18 protein-coding genes are annotated in these 15,319 nt (G+C 39.7%); 10 read left to right on the forward strand and 8 right to left on the reverse strand.

Annotated elements, in window-relative coordinates:
- The first annotated feature begins 62 nt into the window (after nt 1-62).
- Complete coding sequence (locus ACN20O_RS01430; protein ID WP_491636481.1) at nt 63-305, forward strand: hypothetical protein; 243 nt, start codon at nt 63-65, stop codon at nt 303-305.
- A gap of 35 nt (nt 306-340) precedes the next feature.
- Nucleotides 341-1,192 (forward strand): class I SAM-dependent methyltransferase, encoded by an 852-nt coding sequence (locus ACN20O_RS01435; RefSeq protein WP_491636483.1) that lies wholly within the window; start codon nt 341-343, stop codon nt 1,190-1,192.
- On the opposite strand, the gene ACN20O_RS01440 is transcribed toward ACN20O_RS01435, so the two are convergent.
- The 3 genes from ACN20O_RS01440 to ACN20O_RS01450 form a co-directional block, all read right to left on the reverse strand.
- Nucleotides 1,189-2,886, reverse strand: coding sequence for a hypothetical protein (locus ACN20O_RS01440; RefSeq protein WP_491636485.1), 1,698 nt, complete (start codon nt 2,884-2,886; stop codon nt 1,189-1,191). The two genes, ACN20O_RS01435 and ACN20O_RS01440, sit on opposite strands and share 4 nt — an antisense overlap.
- Nucleotides 2,887-2,976: 90 nt before the next feature.
- Entirely contained in the window at nt 2,977-4,164 is a 1,188-nt protein-coding gene (locus tag ACN20O_RS01445; RefSeq protein WP_491636487.1) for an SGNH/GDSL hydrolase family protein, read from the reverse strand.
- A complete protein-coding gene (locus ACN20O_RS01450) occupies nt 4,161-5,387 on the reverse strand; it encodes a hypothetical protein (RefSeq protein ID WP_491636489.1) in 1,227 nt (408 codons plus the stop codon). Before ACN20O_RS01450 ends, ACN20O_RS01445 begins: the two co-directional genes overlap by 4 nt.
- A gap of 47 nt (nt 5,388-5,434) precedes the next feature.
- On the opposite strand from ACN20O_RS01450, the gene ACN20O_RS01455 reads away from it, so the two are divergent.
- The gene (locus ACN20O_RS01455) at nt 5,435-6,187 is read left to right on the forward strand and encodes an SDR family oxidoreductase (RefSeq protein ID WP_491636491.1); all 753 of its coding nucleotides are present in this window, start codon (nt 5,435-5,437) and stop codon (nt 6,185-6,187) included.
- On the opposite strand, the gene ACN20O_RS01460 is transcribed toward ACN20O_RS01455, so the two are convergent.
- Entirely contained in the window at nt 6,166-7,437 is a 1,272-nt protein-coding gene (locus ACN20O_RS01460) for an acetyl-CoA hydrolase/transferase family protein (RefSeq protein ID WP_491636493.1), read from the reverse strand. The genes ACN20O_RS01455 and ACN20O_RS01460 overlap by 22 nt on opposite strands.
- Before the next feature lie 132 nt (nt 7,438-7,569).
- On the opposite strand from ACN20O_RS01460, the gene ACN20O_RS01465 reads away from it, so the two are divergent.
- From ACN20O_RS01465 to ACN20O_RS01475, 3 genes are read left to right on the forward strand one after another with little or no spacing between them, the layout of a single operon-like run.
- Nucleotides 7,570-8,088 carry a hypothetical protein gene (locus ACN20O_RS01465; protein WP_491636495.1) on the forward strand — a complete coding sequence of 173 codons (519 nt, stop codon included), beginning with the start codon at nt 7,570-7,572 and terminating at the stop codon, nt 8,086-8,088.
- A gap of 5 nt (nt 8,089-8,093) precedes the next feature.
- Nucleotides 8,094-8,399, forward strand: a complete 306-nt coding sequence (locus ACN20O_RS01470; protein ID WP_491636497.1) for a hypothetical protein — start codon at nt 8,094-8,096, stop codon at nt 8,397-8,399.
- On the forward strand, nt 8,396-9,148 hold the full coding sequence (locus tag ACN20O_RS01475; protein WP_491636499.1) for a substrate-binding periplasmic protein: 753 nt from the start codon (nt 8,396-8,398) through the stop codon (nt 9,146-9,148). Before ACN20O_RS01470 ends, ACN20O_RS01475 begins: the two co-directional genes overlap by 4 nt.
- Here ACN20O_RS01475 and ACN20O_RS01480 read toward each other — a convergent pair.
- On the reverse strand, nt 9,137-10,054 hold the full coding sequence (locus ACN20O_RS01480; RefSeq protein WP_491636501.1) for a GNAT family N-acetyltransferase: 918 nt from the start codon (nt 10,052-10,054) through the stop codon (nt 9,137-9,139). The two genes, ACN20O_RS01475 and ACN20O_RS01480, sit on opposite strands and share 12 nt — an antisense overlap.
- Nucleotides 10,055-10,127: 73 nt before the next feature.
- Here ACN20O_RS01480 and ACN20O_RS01485 point away from each other — a divergent pair, with 73 nt between their 5' ends.
- Together ACN20O_RS01485 and ACN20O_RS01490 are read left to right on the forward strand one after the other, a co-directional pair.
- Nucleotides 10,128-10,472: a hypothetical protein gene (locus ACN20O_RS01485; RefSeq protein ID WP_491636503.1), complete on the forward strand. Its 345-nt coding sequence runs from the start codon at nt 10,128-10,130 to the stop codon at nt 10,470-10,472.
- Between the two features lie 57 nt (nt 10,473-10,529).
- On the forward strand, nt 10,530-10,670 hold the full coding sequence (locus ACN20O_RS01490) for a hypothetical protein (protein WP_491636505.1): 141 nt from the start codon (nt 10,530-10,532) through the stop codon (nt 10,668-10,670).
- A gap of 41 nt (nt 10,671-10,711) precedes the next feature.
- Here ACN20O_RS01490 and ACN20O_RS01495 read toward each other — a convergent pair whose 3' ends face one another.
- Complete coding sequence (locus ACN20O_RS01495) at nt 10,712-11,419, reverse strand: hypothetical protein (RefSeq protein WP_491636507.1); 708 nt, start codon at nt 11,417-11,419, stop codon at nt 10,712-10,714.
- A gap of 119 nt (nt 11,420-11,538) precedes the next feature.
- On the opposite strand from ACN20O_RS01495, the gene ACN20O_RS01500 reads away from it, so the two are divergent.
- Entirely contained in the window at nt 11,539-12,108 is a 570-nt protein-coding gene (locus ACN20O_RS01500) for a hypothetical protein (protein WP_491636509.1), read from the forward strand.
- Here ACN20O_RS01500 and ACN20O_RS01505 read toward each other — a convergent pair whose 3' ends face one another.
- Nucleotides 12,109-13,539: a hypothetical protein gene (locus ACN20O_RS01505; protein WP_491636511.1), complete on the reverse strand. Its 1,431-nt coding sequence runs from the start codon at nt 13,537-13,539 to the stop codon at nt 12,109-12,111.
- 95 nt (nt 13,540-13,634) lie between these two features.
- A complete protein-coding gene (locus ACN20O_RS01510) occupies nt 13,635-14,378 on the reverse strand; it encodes a substrate-binding periplasmic protein (protein ID WP_491636513.1) in 744 nt (247 codons plus the stop codon).
- Between the two features lie 87 nt (nt 14,379-14,465).
- On the opposite strand from ACN20O_RS01510, the gene ACN20O_RS01515 reads away from it, so the two are divergent.
- Entirely contained in the window at nt 14,466-15,251 is a 786-nt protein-coding gene (locus ACN20O_RS01515) for a hypothetical protein (protein ID WP_491636515.1), read from the forward strand.
- The last annotated feature ends 68 nt before the right edge of the window (nt 15,252-15,319 follow it).

A 15,319-nucleotide genomic window follows, 5' to 3' on the forward strand; every position in this document is an offset into this window, starting at 1 on the left:
TGAAAATCCATCACCTAAATAATACCAACCGCACCTCTTTCAATTCTCATTATAATGGAGCGATGATTAGCGAACGCCTCTACCTTCTTCAATTCAAACGACTTCCCTCCAAGCAGGTCAGCCCCTACAAAGATCCGTTCAGGAAGCTGCACTCGAGAAATCAAGAGGCCATAAAAAAAGCATCCAAGACAGAAAGGCGCTATTTAAAACAAGATAATCTGAAACAAGAAGCTCATCATATGCGTGAGGCCCGAGAGGCCCGTCAATACGCTAATCATCGTTTTAAACTTTTAAATGTTATCTAATTACTTCTCGCTCACAGTTGTTTAAACTAATGAGCATGAAAATCGAGACCCTGGAAATTAACGATGTCACTGACACTGCCTTGTGGGTGGCAGCTTACCGAGCAGAAGAATCTAAAAGAAAAGATGCACTTTTTAAAGACCCCTATGCTTCACTTCTTTTAGGAGATGCAGGATCAAAAGTAGCTATCAGGACTCAGGGTTCGCGGTACACTTCATGGTCTGTGGTCATCAGGACCTATATCATCGATAAATTCATCACCGATATAGTTAAAGATCAAAACATTGATACCGTTTTAAACCTGGGGGCTGGTCTTGACACCAGACCTTATCGCCTTTCGATCCCAAAAAACTTGCGTTGGATTGAAGTGGATTTCCCTAAAATCATCGACACCAAAGAAGAAAAATTAAAATCGATTGATCCTCTTTGCCGTTTAGAAAGAGTGAAACTCGACTTGTCAGTTGAAAAATTGCGTGAAGATTTTTTGGCAAAGGTGGCAGGAGAATCAAAAAAAGTCCTGGTGATGACAGAAGGAGTTGTCCCCTATCTTTCCAATGAAGATGCAGCAGCTCTGGCCTCTTCACTTCACCAGCATCCTAATTTTTGTTATTGGATCACCGAGTACTACTCACCGGAAATTTTAAAATTCTTGAGAACGCCAAAAAGGTTAAAGCAGATGAAAAATGCTCCTTTCCTTTTTTATCCGGAAAACTGGTTTGAATTTTTTAAAGGATTTGGCTGGAAACAAAAAGAGACAAAATTCTTTGGGGTTGAATCTGAAAAAGTTGGAAGGACTCCTCCCACTCCTGGCTGGGTGAAAGACAACCCGGAAAAGAGGATCGAGGATACCAAAGACTTCTTAGGTTATAGTATCCTCGAGCGTATTTAATTTTTTAAAACGTCTTCAATAGAAATATTCTCTTCTTTCACTCTTGAGATCGAAGCTCCTGGAAGTTCTTTTAAAGAGAAATCCATTTTTAATGAATAGTTTCTATCAATCGTATTTCTTAATCCTTGCTCTGCCTGGTACCATTCCATTTTGTCTTTATTGGCATTACATGACTGCAATGATTCAGCATCCAGCATCCCCCAACGAAGCTCAATACAGTGGTATGGATCAAAAGAGAGCTTAAAAATATTCTTTAAAACGTGATCCAGGTTAAACGACTTTATTGTTCCGTTTGTCCTTTTAATATCAAACGAGCAAGATTTGCTTTCTTTAGCATAAGCTGCTTTAAGATCCGCGATTAAATCATGCCCCTGGTATCTAATGGCCGGATCTGAGTTTCTATAACCCTCGATCATTTTAATCATAAGTGTACGCCCTTCACGAATCGATGCTTTTAAACGCGCATCTCTTGAAGGAGTTGAATAACTCTCCCAATCCCCGTCTGTTCCATAAATATTATCAGGAAGTTTATCCGGGTGGTTTTGAGTTGAAAGCCCTGCTTTAATAGAAGCATCGACCGCAGAAACTCTTTCTTTTACATCATGACAGATTTCATCCATCATTTCTGTTAACTCGACAACAGGGTTATAAACAAGATTGCCTACAGAAAGTTTATTGCGGACATATTCGTAAAAATCCATTTCTTTATTATTAAAAATAAATTTTTTACCTTTTTCAAATTGCTCTAAAGAATAATCAGGAAGTTCGTCGTTTGAAACGGCATTGACACCAGCTTCAACACTAAATGGTCTCCAGTTGGAAAATCCCCCACCAATTTCCACAATCGTCTGCGAGAATTTCTCTCCGTAAGTGATCGCCGTTAAGCTGTTATCTGGGTGAGCATCAATTAAGTGCACTTTCCCGTTAGTTGTCACTTCGTAAACGACAGCAATATGTCCGTTTGGATCGTATAGAACAGTCCCCGGTTTAATAGCATTTCTGTTAATCGACACCGGGTATGTATCTCTAAATAGTTCATTGGTCATATCAGACGAGGCATCGGTACGAAACGATGCTGTTGAAATGCTATTTGCAACGCCTTCGAGAATCGTATTGATATTGTCGCCGTTTTTTACATAGCGTTTTTGAACCAGAGTGTTTCCAAAACGATTGTAACGAATATCAGTGTCTTTATCCCCGTAGATTTTTTTTCTTATGCTTCTGATTTGGGCCTTAATAATCGGTTTTTTTAGAAAGCTTGCCTTTTCTAATTCAAGGTTTAGTCTTTCAAGTTCCGCCAATAGAGCTGTAATCTCAGGTGATTTAATTGGAGCTGGAGTTAGGTTAACCGGATACGTAAAGGGAAGATCATTCATCCAGCTAAAATACGCTCTCAAAATATACGGTAGATCAGCACAGTCCGAGTAAACATCAGAAAGACCTTCAGGATTCAAATTATAATAGCGAGGATTGGCCACAGGGCTCTTTAAGCAGTCACTCGTCGTGTGACAGGCACCAGATTTTTTCCCCTTCCCTAAAGTCGCAACGAACTCTTCATATGATTTCTCAAATGACTTGTTCCAGGTTTTATTTTTAATCTGCCAGCCAATTGGTTTTTTACTATCGGCCATCGCAGAAAAAGACGTACTCGAAAGAACGATCGCCAGGGCCACTAGTGCTTTATTGTTTGCCATAAAAAGTCCTCAGAATAAATTTCCGAGTTTCTACCCAGCGGGAGACAATAATTAAATGACGGACAGGGGGATCCTGTATTTTTTACAGGACTAAGGCTTGATATCAAGTGCTTCGAGGACTCCGAGGGCCGCAGTGTTGGCAACCATTTGGGCACCTAAAGGGGTAAAATGGCCGAAAACTTTTCCAAAGCCATCAGAGAAGAGGTCGCTGAACTGTTTTTTTTCCATCATTTTTTTGAAGTTCTCGTTGTTTTCAACGAAGGTCACTCCTTCGTGAGCAATGATCACTCGCTTCAGCGGGGCCACGGGGAGACGTGGGTACTGCATAACGACGACAGGAATTCCTTTCTCTTGAAAGCTTCTAATAATGCGCTGGATATTTGTTTTATAAGATGAATTTTCCCAATAATCTGTTTGAGTAGCATAGGTGATTCCGTCTGATGGAAGTTTTAACTCTTCTCGAAGGCTGTTTTTTATATTTACAAACATTGGACGGTGAAATGGGACGACGTCTGATTTTAAAACAATTTCAACTGTTTCTAAAGCAAGTTTAGGATTTTTTAGGGCATCACGCTGAATTTCAATTATTTTTTCTAATAATGGGTAGGAGTCGCTGCAATAGCCGTTGCTATTGAGAAGTTTCGCTTTAGCTTCCAGAAAATGAATCGCTTCCTTGGTCTTACCTTCTTCTACCATCAGCCCGGCACGATAAACATAGTCATTAAATTTTGTCTGAACTTCACTATAATGAGTTGTTTGCCCGCACCCTGAGGCAATCACGTGAGTTGTATCTTCTCTCAAGGCAAATTTCTTGTTAGCTAAAGTGATCCTGACAAATTTAGCAATCCTAGAGTATTCTGAAAGCCATTCCAATCCTGCTTCCCATGGCTCAGGATCATTATCGGCCAGCGACCATAAATCATTAATCCCTGTCATGACTATACCCACGTCAGGGGCGTGTTCCTGAATCAATTTAGGTGTATGCTCAATAAGCACTCTAGTCGTTGTTCCAGTTATTCCGCCATTGATTACTTGAAACGCATTTTCTCCAAACCTAAGGTTGAGAGTTTTTTCCAACAATGAAGGATAAGAAACATCCCCTCCCCAGGCAGTCGTTGATTCCCCAATACAAAGAATTTTATATTTGGCACCACTAACATGACTCTCCTGAGATTTTTGCAGTATCTTTTGAAGCACGAAGGCGGTGGTATGAAGTGAAAGCTCTAAAAAGAACAGCATTACAAAAGAAAAAATAATAATCTTCTTAAAAGTCTTCACGGTTTTTTCATGTCTCCTGAGATTTTAAGTATAACAGGAACCAGATTTTCTGCCATGGTTTGTGCGCCCAGTGGAGTCATGTGGCCAAAGACATGAGCAAAATGATCGGAAAAAACTTCGTTATAAGTCTTTTTCTTAAGGAGCTCTTCAAACTCATTGATGTTTTCAACAAAAGTCACGCCTGAATCATCTAAAAGTATACGTTTTAAAGGGTTAACTGGCATCAATGGGTACTGCATTACAATGACAGGCAATCCTTTTTCTTGAAACTTTCTTACGAGAGATTGCAGGTTTTTTTTGAAAGTCGTATTTTCCCAATACGTGAGAACCTTTGCCCTGGCCGGTGACATTCCCAAGTCTTTCCTGATTCTATTTCTCACATCCAATAGTTTAAAGCGATAATGGGTAATCATTCTTTGATTTAAAAATTCTTCAATCTGCTCAAGCGCTTTTTTAGGATCTTTTAAATCCTTTTCGTAATACTCTACAACTCTCTCCTGGAGTAAATACGAGTCTGCACAATATCCAAACGGATTGAGCCTTTTTATCCCTAACTTCAAAATCTCAATACTTTTTTGAATTTGATTTTTCTGACGGTATATTTGTGCCAGATTTAGGTAGATATCATAGCTGGTAATTTTTTGCGCCACTAATTCTTCTAGGGCCTTTTGATTTTGGTACTCAGGAGTTGAATATTTTGGACCTTGATTACAAGTCGAGATAAAAACTTCTCTCTCCTCTGGAATCGTATTATCGGACTTAAAATTAATAACACTCAGCCTGATGATCTTTGCAATTCTTGAGTATCCAGACACCCATTCCAGACTCTTCTCCCACCACTGCATTTCCTTATCCGGAAGGTTCCAATAATCATTAATCCCTACCATCAAAATTCCCAACGAAGGATTATTTTGAGCAATCAATGCATCTATATTATCTAAAATATCATTGGTGTCTTTTCCCGGCATTCCTGCATTAATGACTTTGTAGTGATTTGAACCACTTTTTATCGCCAATTTTTTTTCTAAAATCTTAGGATAAGATGACTCTCCTCCAAGTCCAGTTGTAGACTCCCCAAGGCAAAGTATATTAAATGTTCCTGATGAAATGTTAGCGCTTTGTCTTGAATGTTTATTCCAGCTCTGAACAGCAAAGGCCGTCAATTGTAAAAGAACCTCAAGGATGAGAATCCAGCCAATGAAATAAGCAATTTTTTTTTTCATTTACTTTATTCTAGCGTATGATGTGGGCAATGAACAAGGAGCCCTCCATGATTATTTTCATCACTGGTGCCACCGCAGGTTTCGGCGCTGCTATGACTAAACGCTTTATCAAATCAGGACATACCGTTATTGCCACTGGCAGACGAATTGAAAGACTCGAAGAAATGAAAAAAGAGTTAGGGGAAAACCTTTATCCGCTTAAGCTTGATGTTCAAGATAAAAAGGCGGTTGAATCTGCCATTGACTCGCTTCCGACAGAACTCAAAAACATCGACGTTCTAATCAACAACGCAGGCCTTGCTTTGGGAACAGACCCTGCTCACAAAGCTTCACTAGAAGATTGGGAGACAATGGTTCAAACCAATATCAATGGACTTCTTTACTGTACCCACAAAATCCTGCCTGAAATGGTCAAGAGAAACCGTGGTCACATTGTAAACCTTGGCTCAGTAGCCGGAGAATATCCTTATCCTGGAGGAAATGTGTATGGGGCAACGAAGGCCTTTGTTCATCAATTAAGTTTAAACATGCGCTCAGATCTTCTAGGAACAAAAGTGCGTGTGACAAATATTGAGCCGGGAATGTGCGAGAGCGAATTTTCAGAAGTGCGCTTTAGAGGAGACAAAAATAAAGCCGAAGCTGTCTATAAAGGCATGCAAGCTTTAAGTGCCGATGATATTGCTGAGACGATTGAATGGGTTATCAATAGACCTGCTCATCTCAATATCAATGTTATTTCACTGATGCCGACAGAACAGGCCTTTGGTCCTTTTGCTGTTTATCGCAGCCACAATTCATGAAACTTGCGAGAGAGGTCTTCACGGTGTTCCGGGGCTGCAATATTGATCAGCGCCTTTGACCTCTCTTCCAATGTCAGGCCATGCAGGTAGGCCACTCCATATTCAGTTACCACATATTGCACGTGAGCTCTGGTTGTCACAACTCCCGCCCCGGGTTTTAAGAAAGGAACAATCTTCGATTCGCCTTTTGATGTTTTAGAAGGAATAGCAATAATTGGCTTTCCTCCTTTTGACAGAGCGGCCCCACGGATAAAGTCCATCTGACCTCCAATCCCCGAATAAATTCGAGGCCCAATTGAATCAGCACAAACTTGTCCTGTGAGATCAATTTCAATCGCACTGTTGATCGCTACCACTTTTGGGTTCTGAGCGATGATGTGTGGATTGTTCGTGTACGAACAATCCAGAAGCAAAACTTCCGGGTTATCATCAATAAAGTCATAAATTTTTTGTGAACCAATAACAAAACTTGAAACAATTTTTCCCGGGTGTTTTACTTTATACTTTCCAGTGATAACGCCCTTATCTCTTAATGAGATAACACCGTCAGAGAACATTTCAGTATGAATCCCTAAGTCCTTATGGTTTCCGAGGCGAGATAAAACCGCATTCGGGATGGCCCCAATCCCCAACTGGAGTGTCGAGCCATCTTCAATCAGGCCCGCAATATTTTTCCCGATAGCATCCGTCACGGGAGAGCTAATGAGTTCTTTACTTTGATAGAGAGGGGCCTCAACTAAAATGGCCTTCGTGATTTTTGAGCAATGGATCTGGTCACCAAAAGTCCTAGGCAGGCGCGGATTAATTTGTGCAATAATTTTTTTAGCTGTTTTAAGGGCCGCGATAGAGATATCGACAGAAGGCCCAAGGCTACACATTCCATGCTTATCTGGTGGAGTTAGTTGCACCATGGCCACATCGAGTTCTACTTTCTGATTATAAAAGAGATGGGGAATGTCACTTAAAAAGATCGGTACGTAGTTCGACACCAAGTGATTGTTAGTAGCTTCGCGCATATTTCCGCCGTTAAAAAAGGAGTGAACCTTAAAATTTTCACGGTAAATGTCGCCGGCATAACTTGCGTCACCTTCAGTATGCATATGATAAATATGAACGTTACTTAGGTCTTTTGACCTTTTAACCATAGACTTAATAAGTTCTTGCGGAGTTGCGGCCGCAGAATGAATAAAAACATTGTCATTGGATTTGATTTCTAGAACGGCCTCATCGGCACTGACATAATTTAGCATCTTCGCCTCTTTGATTAGTTATCCTCATTTTATCCCTAGATCATCTAAAAAAACATAATATAAGTCAGATTCCCCTTAAAAAAGGGCAAGAGTTTCGATAAACTTTTATGAAAAACTAAGATAGGATTTCTTATGAACATACTACTCACTGGATTATTGTCCTTTTTTTTAACCGTAAAAGTGGCCTTTGCCGGTCCTATGGCCAATTACCATATAGAAAAAGGAAAACTGCACTCAGGCGGTAGCGCTCAGGTTGAAGTTCTGGAGAATTCTCCAGAAAAATTTGTTGCCAAGCTCAGTTACCATATTCAGAAAAAAATCCTGGTCCCCATTCCAGAAGATCAATTAAAAGGCGAAACTGTTTTTGAGTTTCCACCAGAGTTTCGTGACGAAAGAGGATACCTCGAACTAGAGACCAAAGGTGTAATTGAACTTGAGAAGGCCAAGCTTCAATTCGTAAAAAGAGTAAACTGGCGTGGTCTAAAAGACGCTTATCAAGTTTTAATTCTTCCAAAAAATGGGCGCTCTAAGATTGAGGCCGTTTACCACCCTTCTATTAAAGCTGCCGGCTGGGGACGAGTCTTGGTCACATTCATTAACTCTATTCCCATCTTTAACGGCTACCAGGTTCTTATTGAAATTGACAACTAGGTCTTATGAAAAAAGAAAACCGTACTCCTATCACCCATCACATTCTTCCCACGTCATCTAATCTGTTAGGGATTTGTTTTTTCATTTTAAGCTACGTTAAAATGGGAGAGAAATCAGAAATCACCTTGCTGGATGAGTGTGTAATTTTACCAATAGTGCTCTTCTTTGTGGCAAGCCTTCTTTCCTATCTATCCATGCGCTCAGAAAAAGACAAACCACGCATTGAAAATACGGCCGATCTTATCTTTATGTTTGGTCTCTTAAGTCTGTCAGTGATTGCTATTGCACTTTTTTTCGAGATCATTAGGTGAGTTTAAAAACAATTTTCGCCTTGCTTTTTTTTACTTTCTTTTTTAATGCCCATGCCGAAAATGTTACCATTAGAATCTGCAGTCTCGATACTGGCTTCCCTCCTTTTACCAACACTAAAGGAACCGGAAAATGGCAAACATTAATAAAAAAGACTTTTAGCAATCTCAATCTCACAGCTCGTTTTCAATACATTCCCCGTGAACGCTGCCTGCTAAAAATGAGACGCGGAGATATTGATGCTAGTTTTGCAGCCCCTTCCGACAAAAGGGCCAGTTATATGGCCTTCCCTAAATTAAATGATGACAATTACGACGCCAATAAGGTGGTGGATATTCTTGTCTTCAGAGTCTACAAAAAGAAGAATACCCCACTTGATTGGAATGGAAAAAAATTTGAAAATCTTAACGATAAAACAATTGGCGCACAAAAAGGCTTTAACACAATTGATGCTTTAAATGCTCTTAATGTGAAAACTGATGGTGACTTGGTTGCCACTGCTGAACAAAACATCATGAAACTTAATTTAAATCGTATTATTGCCGCTGTTGTTGAAGAAACCCAGGGTGATCAAATCATCAAAGAAAAAGGACTTAATGAATTGGTTAAACTCCCAACAGTCTTTGCCAGCGCGACCGTCTACCTGGCCTTTTCTCAAAGTTTTTACGCGCGAAACCCTGAACTTGCTGAAAAAATTTGGAACAATATCCAACCTAAAAAAAATAAAAAACTATCAATACTAAATCTTTAGAAGATAAACCCACTTCGTTTTCGTTCGTCCAATACTTTTTGCTGTTGCGAGTACTCTCTCCGTAGTGCTCGCTCCCAGATAAAATGGAAGCTTTTGTTTTTCAAATTCTCTCAACACTCTTTGATAAAGAAGCTTGCTCACTCCTTTGCCTTGAGAATCCCTGGCAACAAAAATAGCGGCAATTAAACCCAACTTTCTTTTTTTATCTATAAAATACCCGATATCTCCAACCAGTTTTCCTCTTTCTTTGGCCACAAACAAACTTTTATTCTTCAACAGTTCTTGATAGAACTTGCGCATTCCTTTTTTAGCATCTACTCGTTTAAAAAGAGTATGCATACGACTGGTTTTATCCTTGATGTGTGACTCGCAATCGAGCTCAACCAGGCGGTTGATATCTTTTTTCTCGAGAAGGTCTATTTTGATATCAGGGTTATCAAGTTGTTTTGAACGCAAAATGGCCAGACTCTTTTTAGTATTTCCCAAAAGTTCGATATAGGTCAATGTCCCCAGTTTTTCAAAATACTTTTGCGACACTGTGTCTTCGGCCGAAATCTCAATGGCCATACGACGAACCTTCTCCTCTTTTTTAGTTTCTTCTTTCATCGTCTTTGCACATCTCTTCAGATGAGCATAGAACTGGCGACGGACGGGAGGAAGGCAGTAACAAGAGGAGACATGAAAAAAATGTTCATGAAATTCGCCCATAAACATTTTACGAAAAACAAAAAAATACCCGAGTTTCCCATCAGCGAGAAGCCCATAGGCCAGGTTATTTTCCTCACTGGCCATCTCAATTGATTTAAGAATGGATTTCTTTTCACTGACAGGGGCACTCTGTTTATAGAACTGGCGATAGCGTTTAAAACTTACTCCAGCGATTTGATTTAAGATTTTTTTGTCCATAAATTAATCTTATTACAAAAGAATAGTGCACTCAACCTTGAATTTTCCCTCTGGAGAAGATAGATTTTTCTTCGTGCACAAGACCACTCGACTCAACCAAACTCTTTTATATTTAAAACTTATTGTTTTAAGTTTTATCTTCTGTTTGCCAAAAGCAGAGATGGTAAGCCTCGAGCGCCCGAATTTCTATAAAATTGACAAGGCCGAAACCTCGGCGCTTTTAATCGTTAATCATTCACAGATTGAAACAAAGGTCGCAAAAAAGTCAGGACAACACCTGGATTTTATCCTTCCTGATTTCACTACCCCACTTTTTTATTCTCTCGAAAAAGAAAGCCTTAATCGTTTTATCAAGGTTTCTTCCAACGATCAGTACATCTCTCATCTCAAAGCACGTGCTCCCCCTGTTATTGGCTAAAAGATTCTCTTAAATCAAAGACATTAATCAATTGTCCGCCATGGATACGGGAGCTATATGAGTGAATTGCCAACGAACGAATCAACTTCAAAACCAGAAGTAAAAAAGAACTCTAATTACCAAGCAGTTATTATCTTGATAGTTTTTATTGTAATGTTTGTGGGTCTTGTGGCCTACGAAATTGCAACTAGAAAATGATTGTCTAGGCAGAGACTCTTTCAAATCTCCGGTGTCTCTGCCTATTCTTTATACCAACAGCTTGCTCTCTTTGTTGGATTCCTAAAAGTCTCATATCGGCATTGAATTGAAGGATAATTGTTAATTAATGTCTCTTTTACCACCGTCACGTTCACCGCATGCCTGACCAACTTTCTTCCTTGTCCTACCGAATTAGAATCAAACTCTTTCATTGAGTTCATCATCTCAAAGCCGGCCTTTTCAACTCTCTTGGCGATATTTTGCTCCAACTCTCCGATCGCTTTATAATAACGAGGAAGGCAGACACTTGCTGCAAAAAAATCAGACTGACCTTCTGAAGAAGACCACTCAGCACCAGTTATAGTTTGATGAGGAGCGCCTCCGATAATATGTCCGATCTCGTGACAAACAACCGCTGCGTAGGCATCCAGACTCATGCCCTGAATTCTTGTTGTCCCACCTAAAATCATCATACGGAATTGCTGATTATAAAAGCTCACCCCCGCCCCAAAAAAAGGACTCTCCCATTGAGCATCAAGCATCAGCGGGTAACCAGTTTTTTGAAGTTCTTTGTTAAAAAGCCCCATTATTCTGGCCGGGATAGTATAAAAATCAGTTAATTTAATTGGTGAATTAGGGGCCATCTCTGGCGTGATACAAAAGTAATCATTGCGATCAGCAGGGCATGTGGCCGCAAAAGCAGTACCTGTAAAAAGTGTAAAGACCAGAATTCCCAATATTTTTTTCATAAATGTCTTATACCAAACTACAAAATGAAAGGTGATTTCGTGAAAATTTTCCACGAGTGCCCCTAAATGTTTTTTTTCGAGCTATAACGCCGCCACTACTCTAATGAAACGAGGTTCTTATGAAATCATCGACACTTATCATGGCAGCTGCTCTTTTTATCGCTCAAGCTGGGATGGCCACAGAAATGACTAAAAGAAAACTTTTTACTCTGGAAAAGAGTTTAAACTCTGAAAATATCCTTCTTATCCATACGCAGACAGACGAAAGTTGCAAGTTTGTGACGAACGAAAATGGCTATATAGACTTCTATTGGCTAATGAATGGTCTAACTAAAAAACCAGTGCATCCAATGATCAGAAGTAAAGTTCAAGAACGCGTGGCCTTCTCAGGAATCAATGCGACTCGAGATTCATTCAAAGTAAAACTTAATGACTTAAGTGAAATCAAACATGACCTCGAAGACAATAATATTGAAGCCATCGCCGTTCTTAAAAATGGTAACTGTGACGTATCATCAGTGATCAAACTTGGAGCTTCTGCAAATTATCGCAAGATGAATTTAAAACGCACTTTCTGTGAAGTAGATAAGAACATTCTGAGTGTCCCAAAAGGATGTAAATATCTTGAGCTTCAAGGGACAGACGCCGATACTGGCGAGTCCCTAAAAGTGCGCTTCAAAGGAAAATAATTAAAACTGGATACTCGCAGCGATATCATCAATAGGCGCAAACTGCGCTTTGTCGGCTTTTAACTTTTGATCGACTGCACGCAATTCGTTTTTAAAGTCTTTAACATGCTTCTGCAAAAGAGTATTTCTCTTTCCAAAATCATACTCAGCATCCATTAACCTGGTCTTCGTAGACTCTTTAAAAAAGAGTCTACGGGCCATTTCATATTTTCCATAGTCCCAAAACTTCGTAAGCTTACTGCGGTCAATTTTAACTTTCTCTCCTGCTTTAGGAGGAGCGTGACGAAGCCTTAAAGGAATCTTTCTAATATCCATGTTCCCATAATTGTAATGATCCACTGTGTGCCCAATACTCACATCAAAAAGATAATAAGCAACAGTCGAAATAAGAAGCTCGCGGTCTCGCACCAACTCCACTCCTTTAGGGAAACCTGGAACCCATCCCGAAATATAATCGGCCCATTTTGAAAGATAAAACACTTCTGTTTCTGTAAGATCAACCAGAATGTTTGTTACAAACTTTCTAAAGACCGGGTAATAGGCCTGATGAAACTCTCCATATTTTCCGACGATGAACTCTGGTTCAAACTGGTATTTAAAAGGTTGGTAACTGTAGTTGTGATCAATTCCGTTATATCCTTCCACTAATAAATCGCGCAGTCCTTCATATTCTCCCGGGTATGGAGCATAAGGCATCCACCACTTCGACATGAGAAGTGAACTCTTAAATGTCAAAACAGCTTTTTCCAAATAAAGCGTAAAACGCAAATGCGGGATAAGGAGTTGAAAAATAATATGATCTTTAGGTAAGGCCGTTTTAGTAATAGCGTTTATTGAATCCATTGGAAAATGAAGCAGTGGATGCACGACTAATGTCGAACAAAGAGCTCCCCCTTGAAGGACAAAATACTTCGCCAGCTCCCAGGCATCGCCATTTCCTGGGCTGAACATCGACTTTGTTTCATCGACATAAATTTCAATTGCCGTGTAATGATCGCCGTCTTTTTTTAGCAAAGTCTTGGTGGCCGAAGCATAAATTCCAGGGAAGGTTTTTACGACCCTCACCGGCTCAAAATCACAAATCCAGATATTGTCTTGGAGGAGAATGTCGCCAAAAATCTCTTTATCTTTTGAATCAAAAACATTTTTAATGAATTTTGCCAACATAGTGTGTGTAAGCATCTGAGCAAACTCTTCATCACACACTTTCTCAAGTCCTGGATTGAGGATCCCTTTAATAAAGGCCACTGGAGTGTAAGCTAATGTGAAGACATAACGAGAACCAATATTGAGCCACCAATCGACGGCCTCTTTTAATGGCAGATGAATAACTCCTGCTGATTCACCAAAAGGATGTTCCGGGCATGGCTGAGGCCATGGACCTTTTCTATTATAAAGAAAATCTTTAGGAGCTTTGTAATCAATTCCCATTGTGAATCCTATCAGATTATGTTTTCAATATTCTGATTGTATTACAAAATTTTTTCTTATTGTGAAAATGTTATTTAAAGATTAATTGAGTAATATTAGCGCCTATAGATCTCATTTTGGAGCTCTCTATATCTTTTAGTCTTCTTGAACTGAACAAGTGCATTTTTTAGCTTTTTAACTGTCTCATCTGAAGTCTTAAGACTAACCCCGATATAAAGCTCATGAGAAATGCTATCCACTCTCCCCATTTTCTCGACTTTATCAAAACTAAACCCCGCTCTTTTGATCCTTTCAAGAAAGCTCATTTCGTCATAAGGCATAATTTCGATTCTTCCTGCAAAGAGTTTCCTAATACTAATTTCATCACTTGAAACTAGTTCAAGATTTTTACCAGACACAAAACCAAGCTTTATTAACTCGATAGATTTAATGTCATCAATAGTCCCGCCAGTTTTATAACGCTTGGCCTCGTCAATAGTATTGGCCTTAATCTCGTGGCGGTCGCGCAGCTTCCAGAAATAAACATTGTAAGGCACAATAGTTCCAATCCACCTAAAGAGTTTCTCTCTTTCTGCGGTTCTCGCCAGTGAATAAATTAAAACATTGGGTTCTTTCTGAGCAATTCGATAGGCCCTTGCCCAAGGGTAACCATAAAAACGGGCCTTGATACCTGCAATCTCCAAAACACCTTTGACAATCTCAGTAGAAATCCCTCTGACTTCATCGCCATCAAGAATTTGATAAGGTGGAAATTCAGTTGTCACGACCTTCAATTCTTCTCCTTTGCCTTCAGCTTGAACACCTAGAAAAAGAATCATGGCCAATATCAATGTTTTCATAACTCTAGCCTACCAATTTCACTAGAATTTACCAAGTAATAACTACAAGATTCTTGCAAAGACCCAAGGAGTTGCTAAGCTACATAGATGAAACTTATGGTCACGTCTCTTTGTTTGTTTTTCTCTCTTTCCGCTTTCGCATTGGAAGATTGGAAATCACAAATCATTGCCGATGCCAAAACTCTTTATACTGAAGAATCCCTCCGCGAATTTAGTAAACCTATCGAATTTATCACTCAAGAAGATATCTCTGCCGCGGCCAGCGCCAGTCATGACTTTGATAAACTCTCCGTTATTATTAATACCGGACTTTTAAATAGTATTCGTCTTACACCGGACTCTTTTCGCATGATCATTTGCCACGAACTTGGCCACCTCTTTGGAGGCGCTCCAAGAAAGAATGTTCCACCTGAATGGGACGGACCTGTTGGATCAGATGGAATGAGCTTAATGAGCAGTGAGGGCCAGGCCGATTATTACGCAAGCTCTGCTTGTTTTAAAAGAATGCTCACACTAGAGAAACAATCTCCAAAAATTGATCTAAAACGTGCAGGCCCTGTTTTAAAAAATAAATGTCAGCTTATTGCCAAGAAAAATGGAAAAGACTTAGAGGCCTGCTTAAGAAGCGCTCTGGGAGGCCTTGACTTTTTAAACTTAGTGCGCGACTTTCCTATCTCATGTGAGCATGAAGATAAAAACATCGCTCCTCAACTCATCCGCGACTCTTACCCAGAGAGACAATGTCGTTTGGACACAATAATTAATGGAACTCTTTGCTCGGAAGTTCTCCCTCTATCACTTCATCCTTTTGACGATTCAAAAAATACCTGTGTTTCTTCCTATGCTTTAAGACCTAAGTGTTGGTTTCCTTAATTTCTTAAAAATCGCTTCATCGCATTGTAGATTTCTTCCCTCTTGAGAAATGCCCAGTCTGCATTAAG

The organism is Bacteriovorax sp. As-1, from assembly GCF_058446905.1.